The sequence below is a fragment of the Saltatorellus ferox genome (genome assembly GCA_007751475.1).
In the GTDB taxonomy this organism is placed as follows: Bacteria; Planctomycetota; UBA1135; order UBA1135.
In genome coordinates this window covers 4,949,973-4,966,951 of the sequence record CP036434.1, presented here as the reverse complement: position 1 = coordinate 4,966,951, position 16,979 = coordinate 4,949,973, and the positions used below count along the sequence as shown (strand labels likewise).

Annotated in this window: 15 protein-coding genes; 1 reads left to right on the top strand and 14 read right to left on the bottom strand. The window is 66.2% G+C overall.

All coding sequences use genetic code 11. The features are described 5' to 3' along the window. Positions 1 to 4 precede the first annotated feature (4 nt). From Poly30_RS17815 to Poly30_RS17750, 14 genes are all read right to left on the bottom strand, one after another. Positions 5 to 970, bottom strand: coding sequence for a permease (locus Poly30_RS17815; protein WP_145200178.1), 966 nt, complete (start codon positions 968 to 970; stop codon positions 5 to 7). Positions 971 to 1,063: 93 nt separating this feature from the next. Continuing rightward, the gene (locus Poly30_RS17810) at positions 1,064 to 1,957 is read right to left on the bottom strand and encodes a F0F1 ATP synthase subunit gamma (protein ID WP_145200175.1); all 894 of its coding nucleotides are present in this window, start codon (positions 1,955 to 1,957) and stop codon (positions 1,064 to 1,066) included. Beyond that, a complete protein-coding gene (locus Poly30_RS17805; protein ID WP_145200172.1) occupies positions 1,954 to 3,486 on the bottom strand; it encodes an alternate F1F0 ATPase, F1 subunit alpha in 1,533 nt (510 codons plus the stop codon). The genes Poly30_RS17810 and Poly30_RS17805 overlap by 4 nt, the downstream gene beginning before the upstream one ends. Continuing rightward, the gene (locus Poly30_RS17800; RefSeq protein WP_145200169.1) at positions 3,486 to 4,262 is read right to left on the bottom strand and encodes a F0F1 ATP synthase subunit B family protein; all 777 of its coding nucleotides are present in this window, start codon (positions 4,260 to 4,262) and stop codon (positions 3,486 to 3,488) included. The genes Poly30_RS17805 and Poly30_RS17800 overlap by 1 nt, the downstream gene beginning before the upstream one ends. A gap of 3 nt (positions 4,263 to 4,265) precedes the next feature. After that, positions 4,266 to 4,547, bottom strand: coding sequence for a F0F1 ATP synthase subunit C (locus Poly30_RS17795; RefSeq protein ID WP_145200166.1), 282 nt, complete (start codon positions 4,545 to 4,547; stop codon positions 4,266 to 4,268). Between the two features lie 14 nt (positions 4,548 to 4,561). Further along, positions 4,562 to 5,281 carry a F0F1 ATP synthase subunit A gene (locus tag Poly30_RS17790; RefSeq protein WP_145200163.1) on the bottom strand — a complete coding sequence of 240 codons (720 nt, stop codon included), beginning with the start codon at positions 5,279 to 5,281 and terminating at the stop codon, positions 4,562 to 4,564. Next, on the bottom strand, positions 5,265 to 5,576 hold the full coding sequence (locus tag Poly30_RS17785; RefSeq protein ID WP_145200161.1) for an N-ATPase subunit AtpR: 312 nt from the start codon (positions 5,574 to 5,576) through the stop codon (positions 5,265 to 5,267). The genes Poly30_RS17790 and Poly30_RS17785 overlap by 17 nt, the downstream gene beginning before the upstream one ends. Next, entirely contained in the window at positions 5,569 to 5,907 is a 339-nt protein-coding gene (locus tag Poly30_RS17780; protein WP_145200159.1) for an AtpZ/AtpI family protein, read from the bottom strand. Before Poly30_RS17780 ends, Poly30_RS17785 begins: the two co-directional genes overlap by 8 nt. Beyond that, complete coding sequence (locus tag Poly30_RS17775; protein ID WP_145206265.1) at positions 5,900 to 6,289, bottom strand: F0F1 ATP synthase subunit epsilon; 390 nt, start codon at positions 6,287 to 6,289, stop codon at positions 5,900 to 5,902. The genes Poly30_RS17780 and Poly30_RS17775 overlap by 8 nt, the downstream gene beginning before the upstream one ends. Next, entirely contained in the window at positions 6,289 to 7,794 is a 1,506-nt protein-coding gene (gene atpD, locus Poly30_RS17770) for a F0F1 ATP synthase subunit beta (protein ID WP_145200155.1), read from the bottom strand. The genes Poly30_RS17775 and atpD overlap by 1 nt, the downstream gene beginning before the upstream one ends. Beyond that, on the bottom strand, positions 7,791 to 9,056 hold the full coding sequence (locus tag Poly30_RS17765) for an acetate kinase (protein WP_145200152.1): 1,266 nt from the start codon (positions 9,054 to 9,056) through the stop codon (positions 7,791 to 7,793). The genes atpD and Poly30_RS17765 overlap by 4 nt, the downstream gene beginning before the upstream one ends. Next, positions 9,053 to 11,527 carry a phosphoenolpyruvate synthase gene (gene ppsA, locus Poly30_RS17760; RefSeq protein WP_419190327.1) on the bottom strand — a complete coding sequence of 825 codons (2,475 nt, stop codon included), beginning with the start codon at positions 11,525 to 11,527 and terminating at the stop codon, positions 9,053 to 9,055. Before ppsA ends, Poly30_RS17765 begins: the two co-directional genes overlap by 4 nt. Next, entirely contained in the window at positions 11,524 to 14,328 is a 2,805-nt protein-coding gene (locus Poly30_RS17755) for a cation-translocating P-type ATPase (RefSeq protein WP_145200149.1), read from the bottom strand. Before Poly30_RS17755 ends, ppsA begins: the two co-directional genes overlap by 4 nt. A 153-nt stretch (positions 14,329 to 14,481) precedes the next feature. Beyond that, positions 14,482 to 15,867, bottom strand: a complete 1,386-nt coding sequence (locus Poly30_RS17750) for a sulfatase family protein (RefSeq protein WP_145200146.1) — start codon at positions 15,865 to 15,867, stop codon at positions 14,482 to 14,484. Between the two features lie 75 nt (positions 15,868 to 15,942). Between Poly30_RS17750 and Poly30_RS17745 the strand changes: the two genes are divergently transcribed. Beyond that, positions 15,943 to 16,959, top strand: coding sequence for a glycoside hydrolase family 17 protein (locus Poly30_RS17745; protein WP_419190326.1), 1,017 nt, complete (start codon positions 15,943 to 15,945; stop codon positions 16,957 to 16,959). Positions 16,960 to 16,979 lie beyond the last annotated feature (20 nt).

Sequence of the window (16,979 nt, the reverse complement as noted above, 5' to 3'; positions counted from 1 at the left end):
AGTCTCACGCCAGCGCGTTGAAGGTCCAGCCGACGAGAACGAAAGCGACGGCGAGGATCGCCGCGTAGAGCGCGAGCGCGCGCCAGTGAATGACCTTGCGCAGGATCAGCATCTCCGGGAGGGACAGCGCCGCGATGCTCATCATGAGCGCGAGCACCGTGCCGATCGGGACCCCCTTGCCGAGCAGGGCCTCCGCGACCGGGACCACGCCCGTCGCATTGGAGTAGAGAGGTACGCCAAGGAGGACGGCGACGGGAACGGAGACGAGACCGCTCTTCGCGCCCAGGTTCTTGGCGACCCAGGCCTCGGGGACGAAGCCGTGGAAGAGCGCTCCCACGCCGACGCCGATCAGGATCCACAGCCAGATGCGACCGAGGATCTCTCGGACTTCTCCGCGCGCGAAACGGTGACGGGCAGCGATGCCCCTCGGTTTGGACGGCAGCTTGGCGTCTCCAACCTGGATCTTCCAGACGTAGTCCTCGACCCAGCGTTCGGCGTGGAAGAGCTCCATCATGACTCCGCCCACGTAGGCGACCAGCAGTCCGGCACCGACGTAGAGCGCGGTCATTTTCCATCCGATCGTCCCCGCCAGCACGACCACGGCGACCTCGTTGATCATCGGGCTCGCGATGAGGAACGAGAACGTGACGCCGATCGGGATCCCGGCCTCCACGAAGCCGATGAACAGCGGCACCGACGAGCACGAGCAGAAAGGGGTGATGGCACCCAGGCAGATCGCGAGCGTCCGCGCGAGCCAGCGGGGCTTCCCGCGAACGTACTCGCGTACGCGCTCCGGCGAGAGCATGGCTCGCAGGAATCCCATGCCGTAGATCACGAGAACGAGGAGCGCGAAGATCTTCGTCGTGTCGAGCACGAAGAAGTGAATGGCGCTCTCCAGGTGACTCCCCGGCTCGAGAAGCCCCTGCCGCGCCAGGAAGCGCACCACGTGGGTGGCGAGTGAGTCGAACATGGAGGAAGGAATCGTCGGCGAGGGGAGGGTTGCGGCCTGGAACCATGGCCCGGGCGGGATCCAGGAGGTCAGCGTCAAGGGGCACTCCGAGCGTCAGGGGATGCGGTGGTCCGCTGACTTCAGCGCCTCGTAGCCCGAGATCACCTCGAACAGCTCCTCGTCGATGCCGTCCTGACGCTGGCGGCGGAAGTCGCCCTGAAGTTCGACGAGCAGATCTCCGATGTTTCGCTCGGCGCGTCCCATGGCGGCGAGGCGGCTCGCGTTCTCAGCGGCAAGGGACTCGGCGCAGGCGCGGAACATCGAGATGAAGAGGTACTCGCGGATCAGGGAACGAAGCGTGTGGCTGCTGGCTCCCAGGACCTCCGGGAGGAGCTTCGTGGGCCAGGGCTGCGACGAGAGGGTCGCGCGCCATTCGTCGTCCAGTGGCAAGAGCTTCCGGGACACCGGTCGGTAGCTCGAGGCCCGTGGCTGGTTGTGGATGAGGTAGAGCGTCGATTCGCCTGCGCGGGCACGGTAGGCGTCTGACTCCAGCTGGATCCTCCCGACCAGGGGGGCGATTCCCGCGACGGAAGTCGGCAGCGGGAAGTGGCCGGTCGGAACGAGTCCTGCCTCCACCAGCCGTCCGTGGACGCGCTCGCCCACGGCCCAGATCTGCAGCTCCCCGGGCCACGACGAAAGCGTGTGCACGGCGAAGTCGGCCACCTCCTCGTTGAACTGACCGACCAGCCCCTGGTCCGAGCCGAAGACGACGGCGCCCGTCACCGGCTGAGCCGGAGCCCGGTCCGCTTGAGCCTCGGCGGGGCCAGTCAGGCGGAACGTGGCTCCAAGGCCCAGCTCGATCGTTCGGTAGTAGTCGCCGAGCGCGAGGACGGACTGCTCGTACTGGCCGATGCTGGACGCGGCCATCGCCTTCATCGTGCGGACCACCGAGTGAAGGTCGGCGGCGCTCTCGATCTTGCGGCGCAGGTCCGCCGTCGTGTGGCTCATGGCGCCGCCTCCTCCTTCTGGAACGGAGCGAGGGCCGTGCGGGCCCCGTCGACGATCGACTTGCGCTGCTCGTCACTCAGCTTCACGGAGCCTTCCAGAGCCGCGTGGAGGTCAGGGGGAAGGGTCGTCACCGCCTCCCGGACAGCCTTCTCTGCGGACCCCATCGAGCCGAGCGGAATCGCGTCGAAGAGCCCCCCCGTGAGCGCCAGTAGAACGGCGATCTGCTCCGGAGCCGGGATCGGCGCCAGCTCCGGCTGCTTGAGGCACGCACGGATCCGCTTTCCGTGCTCGATCGTCTCGCGAGTGACCTCGTCCAGTCTCGCGCCGAAGCGCGCGAACGTCTCCAGTTCCTCGAACTGGGCGTACGCGAGCTTGAGGTCGCCCGCGACGGATCGATAGCTGGCCTGCTGGGCCTTGCCGCCGACGCGGGACACGGACGCGCCCACGTCGACCGCGGGCAGGACGCCGAGTTCGAACAGCGCGGGCGAGAGATAAATCTGCCCGTCCGTGATCGAGATCAGGTTGGTCGGGATGTAGGCGGAGATGTTCTGGGCCTCCGTCTCGATGATCGGCAGCGCCGTGAGCGAGCCGCCGCCGAGGGATTCTGCCAGGTGGGTCGAGCGCTCCAGGAGACGGGAGTGGATGTAGAAGATGTCGCTCGGGAACGCTTCCCGACCCGGAGGCCTGCGGAGCAGCAGACAGAGCTCGCGGTAGGACCGCGCGTGCTGGGTGAGATCGTCGTAGACGATCAGCACGTCTCGGCCTTGCTGCATGAAATGCTCTGCCACGCTCGTCGCGGCGTAGGGCGCGATGTAGGAGACGCCGGGCGCGTCGTTTCCCTCGGTCACCATCACGACCGTGTAGGCGAGCGCACCGCGATCGCGCAAAACGGCGATCGCCTTGGCGACGGAGGACGCGCGCTGGCCGATGCTGCAGTAGACGCAGGTGATGTCCTTGCCGGCTTGGTTCAGAATGGTGTCGAGCGCAATCGCGGTCTTGCCGGTCTGCCTGTCGCCGAGGATGAGTTCGCGCTGACCGCGCCCGATCGGGATGAGGGCATCGATCACCTTGATTCCCGTTTGCAGCGGAGTGGTCACCGGAGCGCGGTCCATGATGGGGGTCGCCGGGCGCTCGATCGGGAGACGCTTCTCGGAGGGGATCGGATCCTTTCCGTCGAGCGGCCTGCCCAGCGGATCGATCACGCGGCCAACCAGGCCTTCGCCGACGGCCACGTCCATGACGCGCCCCGTCCGCTCGACGTCCTGCCCGACCTGGAGCGTGGTGTAGTCGCCGAGGAGCACGGCGCCGATCTCGTCCTCGTCCACGTTGAAAGCGATGCCGAGCACGCCGCCGGGGAACGCGAGCAGCTCGTCGTACCCGACGCCTGGCAGCCCCGAGACCGTCGCGATTCCCGTCGATACACTGGTGATCGTTCCGATCTCCCGCACCCTCAGTCGCGGCCGTACGCTCTTTCGGGCCTGCTCGATCAGGTCCAGTGCGCTCGCGGAGACGTCCTGTAGCGTTCCCATCAGGTCCCGGCCTCGGCCTTCGCGCGACGATCCAAGAGCTTCGTCGCTCCTTCTTCCAGGGTCAGTAGATAGTCGGCGACGGTCCAGGCGACCTTCGTTCCGTGGGCTGCGAATTCGATCCCGCTCACGAGCTCGGGAGCGGTCTCGAAGCCGAGCTGGATATCGGCCGAGAATGTCTCGTTCAACACGTGCTGGATGGAGGCACGCTGCGCCTCTGTCAGGTCGAACGCCGTCCGTATCCTGCCCGATGGGCTGGCCCTCAGGGCGTCCGCGAGCCCCGTGCGGGTCGGCTCGTCGATGTCCCTGATGAGCCGCAGGAAGACCTCCACCGCCCGTTCCTCCAGAGACGCTCCCGCGAGATCTCCGAGTACCTGGCGGGCGATGGCGAAGACCTCACGCTGCGCGCGCCGGCTGAGTCCGTGGCTCAGGGTGGCCGCCTCCGCCTCCAGCCCCGCTTGCCGCCTGGTCGCGAGCTCAGCCGCTGCCTTCCGGGCCGCCTCGATCAGTCTCTGTCGCTCCGCCGCGGCCTCTTCCGTCGCCTTCGCAAGACGCTCCGAGCGGTCGGCATCGAACGCCTCGTTCTTTCGCTGGAACTCGTCGCGCTCCTTTGCGGCCTCGGCCTTCCTGCTGTCCGCGTCTGCCAGTTCCGCGGCGATGCGGGCCTCGCGCTCGTCGATGGCGTTCAGGATCGGTCGATACAGGAAGCGCTTCATCAGCCAGACGAGGATCAGGAAGTTGATGGCCTGCGCGACGACGGTGAACCAGTCGATGAGCATGGGCTATTTGGCTGCGACCTCGGCGATCGCTGCGTTCCAGAACGGGTTGGCAAAGATCAGGATCATGGAGACGACGAAGCTGTAGATGGCGGTGGACTCGATCATCGCGAGCCCCACGAAGAGGGTGCGGGTGATCGTGGCAGAGGCGTCGGGCTGCTGGGCCAGTGACGTGAGCGCGGTGGCCACCGCGCGGCCTTCCGCGATCGCGGGGGCCAGGCAGCCCAGGCTGGTGCAGAGGCCTGCGACGATGATGGAGGTGGCGCCGATGAGTGAAGTGGGATCCATGGTGTGAAGGCGGGTCAGGCGGTTTCGATGGAGACAGGGTGAGGGGGCGCAGACTCGTGCTTGGGACCCGCGAGCTTGCGCGTCGCCGCCGCGATATAGACCGAGGCAAGAATCGTGAAGATGTAGGCCTGGACCATGCCGGTGAGGAGGCCCAGCAGGGTCATGACGATCGGGAAGAAGAGCGGCGTGATCGTGAGCAGGATGGCGATGATCATCGCGCCGCTCATCATGTTTCCGAAGAGGCGCACGGAGAGCGCGAGCGTGCGCGAGACCTCGCTGATGAGATTGAAGGGAAGCATGATGAACGTCGGCTGGACGTACGTGCCGACGTAGCCCAGGAAGCCCTGGGCTTGGATGCCGAAAGCCGGCACGGCCACGAAGACGCAAAGCGCCAGAGCCACCGTGGTCGAGAGCGATCCCGTGGGCGGCTCGTATCCGGGAACGATCGTGCCAAGGCTCGCCACGGCGATGAACAGGAAGAGTGTGCCCAGGAAAGGCAGGTAGGACCGCGGGTGGGCGAGTCCCACCTCTTCGAGCTGCTTCGCGATGCCGGTGACGATGATCTCCATCAGGTTCTGCCAGTGCGAGCGTTCGTCCGACGCGGAGAGCCTGCGCGTGATCACGGCGGAGCCCACGACCATCACGATCATGAGCGCCCAGGTGAAGGCGATCGTCGCGTTCAGCTTGAAGAGGCCGTTCTGCCAGAAGATGATCTCATCAGGACTGAGTCGCATGGGGAAATGCCTCGTGCAAGCGCTGGTCGAAGGAGCGGGTCCACCAGAAGACGCTGAGTCTTCCGGCCAAGAAGCCCAGCAGGCAGGCGAGCATTCGCTGCCAGGAGCCTCCGGACACGAGGTAGAATCCGAGGAGGGTCGTACCCGTCCGGAGTAGCGTGCTCGCGATCATCCAGCGCGCCGGCGCCGGGGAGGCCACCAGTTTGCGCACGGTCCACCAGAGGCCGCCGAAGAAGAACACGCCCAGTGCCCAGCCAACGAGGCCTGCTAGCGCGTAGGTGGCGAGGTCAAACATCGTCATCGCTTTCCTGGTCCTCGTGCATGGCCACTTGCTCACTGGAAACCCAATGCCACGCGTTCGCGCAGCCGAGAACCAGGCCACCGACGAGCAAGGTCAACGTCCACGACCGACTGCCGCCGTGATGACGGTCCAGCCATAGCCCGAGCGTGGCGCCCAGTAGAGTGGGGACCACCACGGACCAGCCGATCACGCCCATGGTGCCGAGGCCGAGCCAGGCGCCGGTGCCATCGCGTCGCGCCCTCAACTTGCGCCGGGCCATGGCGTCCACCTCGGCCGCCAGCCCCTGGCGCGGACCGGGGAGCTTCTTGGGACTGGGGTCACTCATGATGAAAATGGGCGAGGCGCCGAAGGAAACCGGACTCCAGCTTCGCGTTGACACTGCGGACCTCGCGCTCATGGTCGTCAAGGACGAGAAAGTCCGATTCGACGGCCTCGTGGAGCGTAGAAAGGTCTGATCCCGCGACGGCTCGACGGACGGACACGCGGACCTCGGAGCCCGTCTTGACGAGGATGCCCTCGTCCACCGCCAGGTAGCACTCACCGTCCTCCTCGGTCTCGTAGACCAGGATGCCCGGCGCGAGTGTCGCAACGCAGTCGAGGCGCTGCGGAAGCAGTCCGAACGAGCCGCTTCGTGTGACCGTCACGATGCGTTTGACGTGGGCCTTCTCCGCGAAGACCTGGAAGGGAACGAGTACCCGCAGAGTCATCATGGGGTCGTGCTGGCAGAGGACGCGGTGTCGGTGGAGGTGGGCTCCCCTTTGACCTCGCTGATAGCGCCGATCATGTAGAGCGCGCTCTCCGGATAGTCCCTGAACTCGTCGTTCAAGATGCGCTCGCAGCCATCGAGGGCGTCCTCCAGGCTGACGAGCTTGCCGTCCAATCCGGTGAACTGCTCGGTGGTAAAGAATGGCTGCGTGAAGAACCGTTCCAGTCGCCGCGCGCGTCCGACGAGCCGTCGATCGTCTGCCGTCAGCTGCTCCAGTCCAAGCATCGCGATGATGTCCTTGAGATCCTCGTACCGGGCGAGCGTGTGCCGGATCTCCTGGGCGAGCCGGTAGTGTCGCTCGCCGGCAACTCCGGGTGTCGCCATCTTGGAGTTCGACTGCAGTGGATCGATCGCCGGGTAGAGCCCTTCGCCCGCTCGCTTGCGGGAGAGCACGATCGACGCCGAAAGGTGCGAGAAGGTATGGACGGCGGCGGGGTCCGTGAAATCGTCCGCAGGAACGTAGACGGCCTGGATCGACGTGATCGCGCCCGCGTCGGTGTTGGCGATCCGCTCCTCCAGAGCGGACAGCTCCGTGCCCATGGTCGGCTGGTAGCCGAGCCGCGAGGGCATCTGGCCCATGAGGCCCGAGACCTCGGAGCCCGCCTGGATGAAGCGGAAGATGTTGTCGATCAAGAGCAGCACGTCCCGTTGCTCGTCGTCCCGGAAGTACTCTGCCATGGTCAGAGCCGCATGCCCCACGCGGAAGCGAGCGCCCGGCGGCTCGTTCATCTGCCCGAAGACCATCGTCATGTTCGACAGAACGCCCGCCTCCTTCATCTCGCGGTGCAGTTCCTCTCCTTCGCGGCAGCGCTCGCCGATGCCGCAGAAGATGCTGACGCCTTCCTCGTGACCCACCATGTTGTGGATCATCTCGGTGAGAAGCACCGTCTTCCCTACGCCGGCACCGCCGAACAGACCCGCCTTGCCGCCGCGCTCCAGCGGAACGAGCACGTCGATCAGCTTGATGCCGGTTTCGAAGATCTCAGAGCGCGTCGACCGGCGCAGGAGAGATGGGGGAGCTCGATGGACCGAGCGCCACTCCAGATCCTCGGGCGGCGGCTGGCGATCGATCGGATTCCCGAAGACGTCGAACATGCGTGAGAGGATCCCCGGCCCCACAGGCGCCATCAGGGGACCACCCGTGTCGAGGACGTCGATGCCCCGGGCGAGGCCCTGGGTCGTGGTGAGGGAGATGCAGCGAACGTGGTGTGCGTCCCTTTGCGTGAGCACCTCCAGCAAGATGACGGTATCGGCTTGACCATCCCCTCCGTCCAGGATGGCGCGTAGGACACGATGGATCGAAGGCAACGGCCCGTTCACTCGAACGTCCACGATACTCCCGCGCACTGCAACGACGACACCCAAGGGAGCCGCCGCTGCATCGCTCTTCGCGAACGATTGGCTGTTGCGCGGTACATCGCGGCTGTCCGGGACGGTCTTCGTCATGGGGAACCATCCTCGACGCGGGGAGCGATCACTCCCTCCAAGACGCGGACCGTGTCGCGCGCGATCAGAAGCTCTTCGTTGGTCGGGATGACGTACGCCGTCATCTCGCTTGTATCCGTCGAGATGCGCGCCGATCGGCCGTTCACCGCCGCATCGTTCCGCTCCGGATCGATCATCAGCCCAATCCGACCGAGACCGCGGCAGATCTGCTCGCGAATCGCCGGGGCGTTCTCGCCGATGCCCCCGGTGAAGACGACCGCGATCGGCCCGTCGAGTTCGACGGCGTACGCTCCGATGTACTTACGGACGCGCCAGCAGAACATGTCGATCGCGAGCTTGGCTCGGCGGTCGCCGTTCTCAGCCACCTCTGCCTGGAGGTCGCGCATGTCGGCGGTGAGCCCCGAGATCCCGAGGAGTCCCGACTGCTTGTTCAGGATGCCTTCGACCTCGTGGAGCGTGAGCCCGTCCTTCTGGACGAGGTACTCGACGATGGAGGGGTCGAGATCGCCGCAGCGCGTCCCCATGATGAGTCCGTCGAGCGGCGTGAAGCCCATCGACGTATCGAACGAATTGCCTGCCTGGATCGCGCAGGCAGAGCACCCGTTGCCGAGATGGATCGTGATGAGGTGGACCTCGTTGCGTGGTAAGCGCGCGAGCTTTCGGTACCGATAGGCCACATACCGATGGGAGGTTCCATGGAATCCGTAGCGCCGCACCTGGAGGCGTCGGTAGTAGTGGTAGGGGAGCGCATAGAGATAGGCGCACTCCGGCATGGTCGCGTGGAAGGCGGTATCGAAGACGGCCACCTGGGGCAGGTCCGGTCCGAGCAACTCCTTGACGGCTCGGATGCCGCGCAGGTTCGCCGGGTTGTGGAGAGGCGCGAGCTCGATGCAGCTCTCGATACCGGCGATCACCTCGTCGTCAACGCGCGCCGAGCGCTGGAAGAGCTGCCCGCCATGGACCACGCGGTGGCCGACGGCGTGAATGTCGGCGAGCGCCCGGATGCCCTCGATGCCACTCTCGTCCGAGATCACCCAATCGAGCACGCGCTCGATCGCCGCCCGGTGGTCCCGCAGCGGCGCGTCCTCCGTGATCGCGCCTTGCCCCTCTGCCTCCAGCGTGCAGATCGCGTGGCCGCCGATTCGCTCGACGAGGCCGTGGGCGAGTCGCCGGTCGACGTCACGCTGCATGAGATCCGCGTCGGTCTGGATGATCTGGAAGCGCAGCGACGAGGAGCCTGCGTTCAAGACAAGAACATTCATCTCGTCACGGGGCGAGGGGGGACGATGGGCACGATGGATGTCGCTCTGGAGGCGGGGGTCAGGACCTCCTCTCCTTTCAGCTTCGCCTCGAGGCTGAGCACGCTGAGCGTGGTGGCGATGACGGCGTCGGGGGTCAGGCTGATGGAGTCGATGCCGTGCTTCACCAGGAACTCGGCTACCTCGGGGTAGTCGGACGGGGCCTGGCCACAGATGCCCGAATGCCGATCGTTCCTGCGAGCGCCTTCGACCGCGAGGCGCAGCATCTCCATGACGCCGGGATCTCGCTCGTCGAACTCGAACGCGACCATCTCGGAGTCGCGATCGACGCCGAGGGTGAGCTGCGTCAGGTCATTGGACCCGATCGAGAAGCCGTCGAAGTGCGGAGCGAAGGCATCGATCTGGACGACGTTGTTCGGGATCTCGCACATGACGTAGATCTCGAGACCGTTCACGCCGCGCCCGAGTCCGTGCCGGGCCATCAGCGCCAGCACCTTCTCGGCTTCGTCCACGCGGCGGCAGAACGGGATCATCAGCTTGACGTTCGTGAGGCCCATCTCCTCCCGGACGCGGCGCATGGCCAGGCACTCCAGCTCGAAGCCGTCCGCATAGGCGGGGTGCGCGTACCGGGAGGCCCCACGGAAGCCGATCATGGGATTGGCTTCTACCGGCTCGAAGTCGGCGCCGCCGAGGAGCTGGGCGTACTCGTTCGTCTTGAAGTCGGACATCCGTACGATGACAGGCCGCGGATAAAAGGCCGCCGCGATCTGCCCGACGCCCTCGGAGAGCCGCTCGACGAAGTAGTCGGTGCCGCTCGCGTGCCCCGAGATCCGTTCGCGGATCTTGGCCTGGATGGCCGCGTCGGTGACCCTCTCGGGGTGGGCGAGGGCCATCGGGTGGACGCCGACCGACTGGCTGATGATGAACTCCGTCCTCGCGAGCCCCACGCCGTCACAGGGGATGAACGAGGACTGGAACGCGAGACCCGGGTTCGCGAGGTTCAGCATGATCTTGGTGCTCGGTCGAGCCAATTCGCCGACGTTCGTTCGCAGGACCTTGAACGGAACCTCCCCGTCGTACACGCGGCCGTCGGCGCCCTCCGCGCAGGAGACGGTGATGTCAGGACGGCCGGTCAGGATCGCAACGGCGTCCGTGGCTCCGACGACCGCGGGGATGTTCAGTTCGCGGGCGAGGATCGCCGCGTGACACGTGCGGCCGCCGCGCTCGGTCACGATCGCAGAGGCGCGCTTCATGACGGGCTCCCAGTCGGGGTTGGTCGTCTCCGCGACCAGCACTTCGCCGGTGACGAAGGTACCGAGTTCGGAGGGGTCTTGAATGACGCGCACCGGACCATGCGCGATACCGGTGCCGACGGCGTTCCCCTTCACGAGCATCTCACCCTCACCCTTCAGAACATACTGAACAAGCTCGGTGCCCCGCTGGCTCACGGCGGTTTCGGGCCGCGCCTGAACGATGTAGAGCGAGCCGTCGAGTCCGTCCTTTGCCCACTCGATGTCCATCGGTCGAGGATCTGTCGCGAGCGCAGAATAGTGCTCCTCGATGGCGATGGCGTAGCCAGTGAGCGTGAGAACTTCCTCGTCCGTCAAGCAGAAGCTGGAGCGTTCCGCGTCGGTGGTGGGCAAGTTTCTGGTGCGACTACCGTCCCGACCCTGACCGTAGATCATCTTCAGCGCCTTGGTGCCGAGCGTGCGCTTGAGCACCGTGCGGAACCCCTTCCGGAACGTTGGTTTGTGGACGTAGAACTCGTCCGGCTGCACGGTCCCTTGCACGACGTTCTCCCCGAGTCCAAAGGCTCCGGTGAGAAAGACGGCGTCGCGGAATCCGGACTCGGTGTCCAGCGTGAACATGACCCCGCTGGACGCCAGATCGGCGCGCACCATCTTCATCATGCAGACGGACAGAGCGACCGAGAAGTGGTCGAAGCCGTTCGTGATGCGGTAGTGGATCGCTCGGTCGGTGAAGAGGCTGGCCATGCAGCGCCGGAATGCCTCGATGACGGCTTCCTCGCCGCTGACGTTGAGGAACGTTTCCTGCTGTCCCGCGAAGCTCGCGGTAGGGAGGTCCTCGGCGGTGGCGGAGCTGCGGACGGCCAGGGTGGTTTCCGGTCCGTACTCGTCCAGGAGCTGATGGTAGGCGTCGAGGATTTCCTGGCGCATCGCGGCAGGTACCGCGGCGTTGTGCACGATCTCCCGAGCCTTGCGTGCGCGCTTCGCGAGGTCGTCCGGACTGTCGGGGTCGAGCCCTTGGAGCGCGGCCTTGAGCGGACCCCAGGCGTCCGCCTCGTCGAGGACGAGCCTGTAGGCGTCGGCCGTGACGGCGAAGCCGTTGGGAACGAGGACGCCCTGGGCCGAGAGGGCCTGGTACATCTCGCCCAGCGAGGCGGTCTTGCCACCGACCAGGGGGACGTCCGTGTGGCTGATGTCCTGGAACCAGAGGATGTGCGATGGGTTCATGATGGGGTGGACTCCGTTCGAAGGCGTGCGAGTGCGCGCCATACGGCCACGCTCGACATGGGGATGAGCGAGAAGAAGACCGCGACGGACCAGGCATGGACGCCGACCTCGGCCAGCGACAGAAGGCGCCGCATGGGGCCCCAGTAGACCGCCAGCACGAGGAGCGCTGCGCAGCCCGCGATCGCGGACCAGACGTATGGATTTTCCGTGACCTCGTTGCGCACGAGGTGAGATCGGTAGCCGCTCATGGAGAGCGTGTGCCAGAGCTGCGCCATGGCGAGCGTCAGGAACGCGGTGGTGGTGGCCTGGGATTCCGTCAGATCGAGGACATGGACGGCGACGCCCAGAGCGCTCATCACGGAGGCGGCCATGATCACTCCTACCGAGAAGATGTTCCGCCAGTGACGCTTCAGCAGGATCGTCTCGCCCTCGGGGCGCGGCGCCTCACGCAGGATCCCTTCGTCCGCCCGGCAGGTGCCGAGCGCAAGGGCCGGGAAGACATCCGTGACCATGTTGAGGAAGAGGATGTGAAGCGGGAGCACGGGCAGCGGACCGGACAGCATGGAGCCAGCGCCCACGACGAAGATCTCGCTCACGTTGCACGACATCAAGTAGACGACGAAGCGACGGATGTTCCGGAAGATCGAGCGCCCTTCCTCGACGGCCGCGAGGATGCTCGCGATGTCATCGTTCCGCAGCACCATGTCGGCGGCCTCTCGGGCCACCTGGGTGCCGCGCAACCCCATCGCCACGCCGATATCCGCCTTGCGCAGCGCAGGCGCATCGTTCACGCCGTCTCCGATCATCGCGACCACCTCGCCGCGTTCCTGGTGGAGTGCGATCAGGTCGAGCTTCTGCCGCGGGCTCGCGCGACCGATGACTCGGGCCGAGGACAGCGTTTCCCTGACGGAGGAAGCCGCATCGGCCACGGAAGCGATCTCGCGCGCGTCGATGGCCAACTCGGGCTCCCCGTTCCCCTGATCGTCCAGGAGGCAGATCCCGACCTCACTCGCGATGGCGGTGCCGGTGGCGACGTGGTCTCCGGTCACCATGATGACCTCGATGCCCGCGGCACGCAGCCGCTCGACGGTGCCTCGGGCTCCAGCGCGCGGTGGATCGAGCAGACCGACCAGGCCGACGAACTCGAGATCCGCGTACTCGAACGGTGCGTCTCCTCGCGTGCGCGCCAGCCCAAGAACGCGCTGTCCTCGCGCGGCCATCGCATCCGTTCGATCGAGCCAGCTCTGGCGATCGGCAGAGGTCAGCTCCTCGGATCCCGCGGCCGTCGAGCAGCGAGTGCACGTCTCCAGGACGGCTTCTGGAGCTCCCTTGATCGCGGCGAAGAGAGCGCCGTCACGCGCGTGGATCGTCGCCATCAGCTTGGTGGCAGGGTCGAAAGCGCGCTCGTCTTCCAGGGGCATGCGTTTCTTGAGATCGACGCGATCGATACCTGCGCGGTCAGCAGCGCCCAGGAGTGCGATCTCGGTCGGGTCTCCGGTGCCCGTGGAGGGCTGACCAGGCGTCTCCTCGAGCGTGGCACGATTGCAGAGAGCGCCGATCTCAAGCGCTTCCAGAAGCGCTTCGTCCTCGAGAGGCTCGATGACGGCCTCGCCCGAAAAGAAGGTGCTTCTGGAGCGTTCCTCGTCCGCCTCGATCCTGACCGTGCCCTCGGGCAGCGCGTACTCGACCGCGACCATCCTGTTCTCTGTGAGGGTCCCCGTCTTGTCCGTCATGAGGACCGAGGTGGAGCCGAGCGTCTCCACTGCGGCCATGTTCTCGACGAGGGCGCTCCGCTTTGCCATTCTCCCCATACCGCGCGCGAGCGCGATGGTCGCGACGACAGGCAGTCCCTCGGGGACGGTCGCAACGGCCAGCGCGATGCCGATCTCGACCGCGAGGAGCAGGCCCCTTCCGTTGACGAACATCATGATCGTCACGAAGGCCGCGACGACCAGCGTCAAACCGATGAGCGTTCGAGCGAGGCGATTCAGGCGGTCGTTGAGCGGCGACGTTCCTGCTTCCGCATGCACGACGAGGTCGGTGATCTCGCCGAGCGCGGTGCGCATACCGGTCGCGACCACGACCGCGACCGCGGATCCCGTGAAGACCGCGGTGCCCTTGTGCAGCATGCAGGTCCGGTCGGAGAGGGACGCGTCCGTCGCGCAGGCCGGCACGGACTTGGTGACGGGCAGGGACTCTCCGGTCAACGCCGATTCGTCCACGCAGAGGAGCGGGCTTTCGACGAGCCGCAGGTCCGCCGTGAGTACGTCTCCGGCCTCGACGAGCACGATGTCTCCAGGCACCAGATTCTCCGCGGGGACCTGGCTCGTTCGACCGCCCCGTCGCACGGTCGTGTGAAGGTTGCCGAGGGACCGCAGCGCGTCGACCGATTGAACGGCGCGCCGCTCGATGAAGAATCCAATGGCCGCGTTGATCAAAACCACCGTCATCACGGCGGCGCTATCGAGCGGTTCACCGAGTGCCAGCGCGAGTCCCGAGACCGCGATCAAAAGCCAGATGATGGAGCTCTTGAACTGCGCGAGCAGGATCTTCCAGGCTGTGATCCGTTCGGCTTGCTGGAGCACGTTGGGACCGTGCTGCTCCAGGCGCAGCGCGGCCTCGGCCTCGCTCAGGCCGCTCTCGAGCGTCGTTCCGAAGTCCTCCAGAACGTCCTCTACCGGCTGACCCCAGGGGGCCTCCGGCAGGTCATTCTCCGGCTCGCCGCCAGCAGCAGCCCCCTGGAGTTTCGAACTCCGGGGAGATGGCGACAGCGCGACTCCCTGGGTCTCGATGAGGTTCATTCTCACCGAATGTTCGCAGGAGCCTCGCTCGGTGTCTTTGGGCCACAGTTCGTAGTGCGGGTATGGACTGTTGGTAGTTGAACTGAAGTTCGCGGGTATGAGTCAGCCTCTCCGCCGAGACCGCCTCTCCGTCGGGTCGGAGTCTGCGCCGCTTCATTGCGTTTCCGGGTCGAAGACCTGCGCTTCGTTCACCAGGTGGGTACGGGAGTTCGACTCGACGTGAGCGAAGAGTTCGAGGGCAAGGCCTCTGAGCTCCTCCGCAAGTTCAGGCTCCCGGGTCGCGCGATCGAATCGCTCCTCGATGTCGTGCTCGACGTGATAGAGCTGAGGTCCGTCGAGGAGCAGCTTCCAGGGCCCGCGCCGGATGCCAGCGGGCAGGCCCTTCGAGGTGTAGTAGAGGAAAGGGGCCTGCCGCCCCGACGGATCGTGCGCGTCGGTGGCGCCGAGGAGAGCCTCCGTCAGGACCTCGCCGTCGATCGTGCGCGTCTCATCGAGCGGCGCACCGACGATCTTGGCGACCGTCGGAAGCAGATCCATGGCGGTGACGACCTCCGTCATGAGGGAGGCGGGCGCGACGCGCCCGGGCCACGAGACGATCATGGGCACGCGCTGGCCACCCTCCCAGTTGCTGCCCTTCGCCCCACGCAGCGGGCCTGCGGTTCCGCCGTTAAGCTCCTGGACGGCCCAGGGTCCGTTGTCGCTGGTGAAGATCAGCAGCGTGTTGTCCCGTACACCTCGAGCCTCCAGCGCATCGACGATGCGGCCCACCGAGGCATCGATCTCCTCGATCACGTCGCCGTAGAGCCCGCGCGGACTGAGCCCGGTCGCTTCATCCGACGCGTAGAGCGGCACGTGCGGCATGGGGTGGGGCAGGTACAGGAAGAACGGCGCGTCGGTGGCTCCCTGGATGAAGCGCACGGCCTCGTCGGTGAAGAGGCCGGTGAAGCGCGCCTGATCCGGCTCCCATTCGAGGACCTCGTCGTTCCGCAGCAGAGGCAGTCGGAATCGGTAGGAATTGCCTTCGGGCCGATGGCGCTGCGCCATATCGTTCGAGTACGGAATGCCGAGCCATTCGTCGAAGCCCTGGTCCGTCGGCAGCATTCCCGGGCGGTGACCGAGGTGCCACTTGCCGAAGCAGGCGGTCCGGTAGCCAGCGCGCTGAAGCACATCGGCCAGGGTGTCCTCATCGGTGTGCAATCCGTAGTCGTACTCCGGGAAGACCACGTGGCGGTGCATGCCGACGCGACGGGGATAGCAGCCGGTGAGGATCGCGGCCCGCGACGGAGAGCAAACCGGGGAAGCGACGTAGAACTGGGTGAGCCTTCGACCCTCCGCCGCGAGCGCGTCGAGGCGCGGGGTCCGGATGGTCGGATGGCCAGAGCAAGAAAGGTCGCCATAGCCCTGGTCGTCCGTGACGATCAGCACCACGTTCGGTGGGCGCTGGCCGGGTTCGGATGCGGGGACCCCCTGGGATGGGACGGCGCAGGCGCCCAGAACGAGAATCCCGGGAGTCGCGAGGCAGCGCGGAAATGGGGTCATGCCTTTCACTCTAACCCCTGGCGGGGGCCGTAGAATGCCGCGCCCTTTCGTTCCCACGCCCACAATCTCGGTTTCATGGACTTTCTGAAGGCCGGTATCATCGCCGCCGCGCTCGCGCTCGTTTCCTGCATCTCAGGCGGGGGAAGCGAGACCACACCGAGCGGTGCGTCGCCGTCGCCGCTGGAGAGCGGAGTCATGGCCATCGCCTACTCCGGCTTCCGCGCGGGTCAGCATCCGGATCGGGGCCAGGGTGCCGTGAACCCGAGTCGCGCGGAAACGCTGGAGGATCTGAAGCTCCTCGTCGAAGGGGGATTCGACCTCATTCGCCTCTATGATTCAGGCAGCAACTCCGCCATGGTGCTCGACGTCATCGAGGAGCAACGGCTGCCGATTCAGGTGCTGCTCGGGATCTGGCTGGACGCGGAGGTCAGCAACCACCTCGGGTGCCCCTGGCTGAACGAGCCCATCCCGGCCGCGACGCTGGAGCGGAATCGACTCGAGAACCAGGCAGGCGTCGAACGCGCCATCGAACTGGCCGCAGACCATCCGGACGTCGTGATCGCCGTCAGTGTCGGCAACGAAGCACTCGTCGATTGGAACGACCACATGGTCCCGCTGGACTCGGTGATCGAATACGTGCGTCAGGTGAAAGCCACGGTGGATCAGCCGGTGACGGTCGCCGAGAACTATCGCTGGTGGATCGATCACGGCGCGGCGCTCGCGGCTGAGCTGGACTTCATCGGCGTGCACTCGTATCCCGTGTGGGAAGGTAAAGGCATCGACGAAGGGCTCCACTTCACGGCCCGGAACGTGGACGAGGTGCGTGCGGCACTCCCGGACAGTCGGATCGTCGTGCTCGAGGCGGGGTGGGCAACGGTCGCCGTCGAATTCGGTGATCGCGCGGGAGAAGCCCAGCAAGCGCGGTACTTCCGTGAATTGAAGGAGTGGGCGGCACGGACGCGGACCACCGTCTTCTTCTTCGAGGCTTTCGACGAGCCCTGGAAGGGCGACCCAGGCAACGCGTACGGCGCCGAGAAGCACTGGGGGCTGTGGACAGTGGGGCGGGATCCAAAGCAAGCGATGGCGCGCTGAAGCGCTCTGGATCCCGCGGA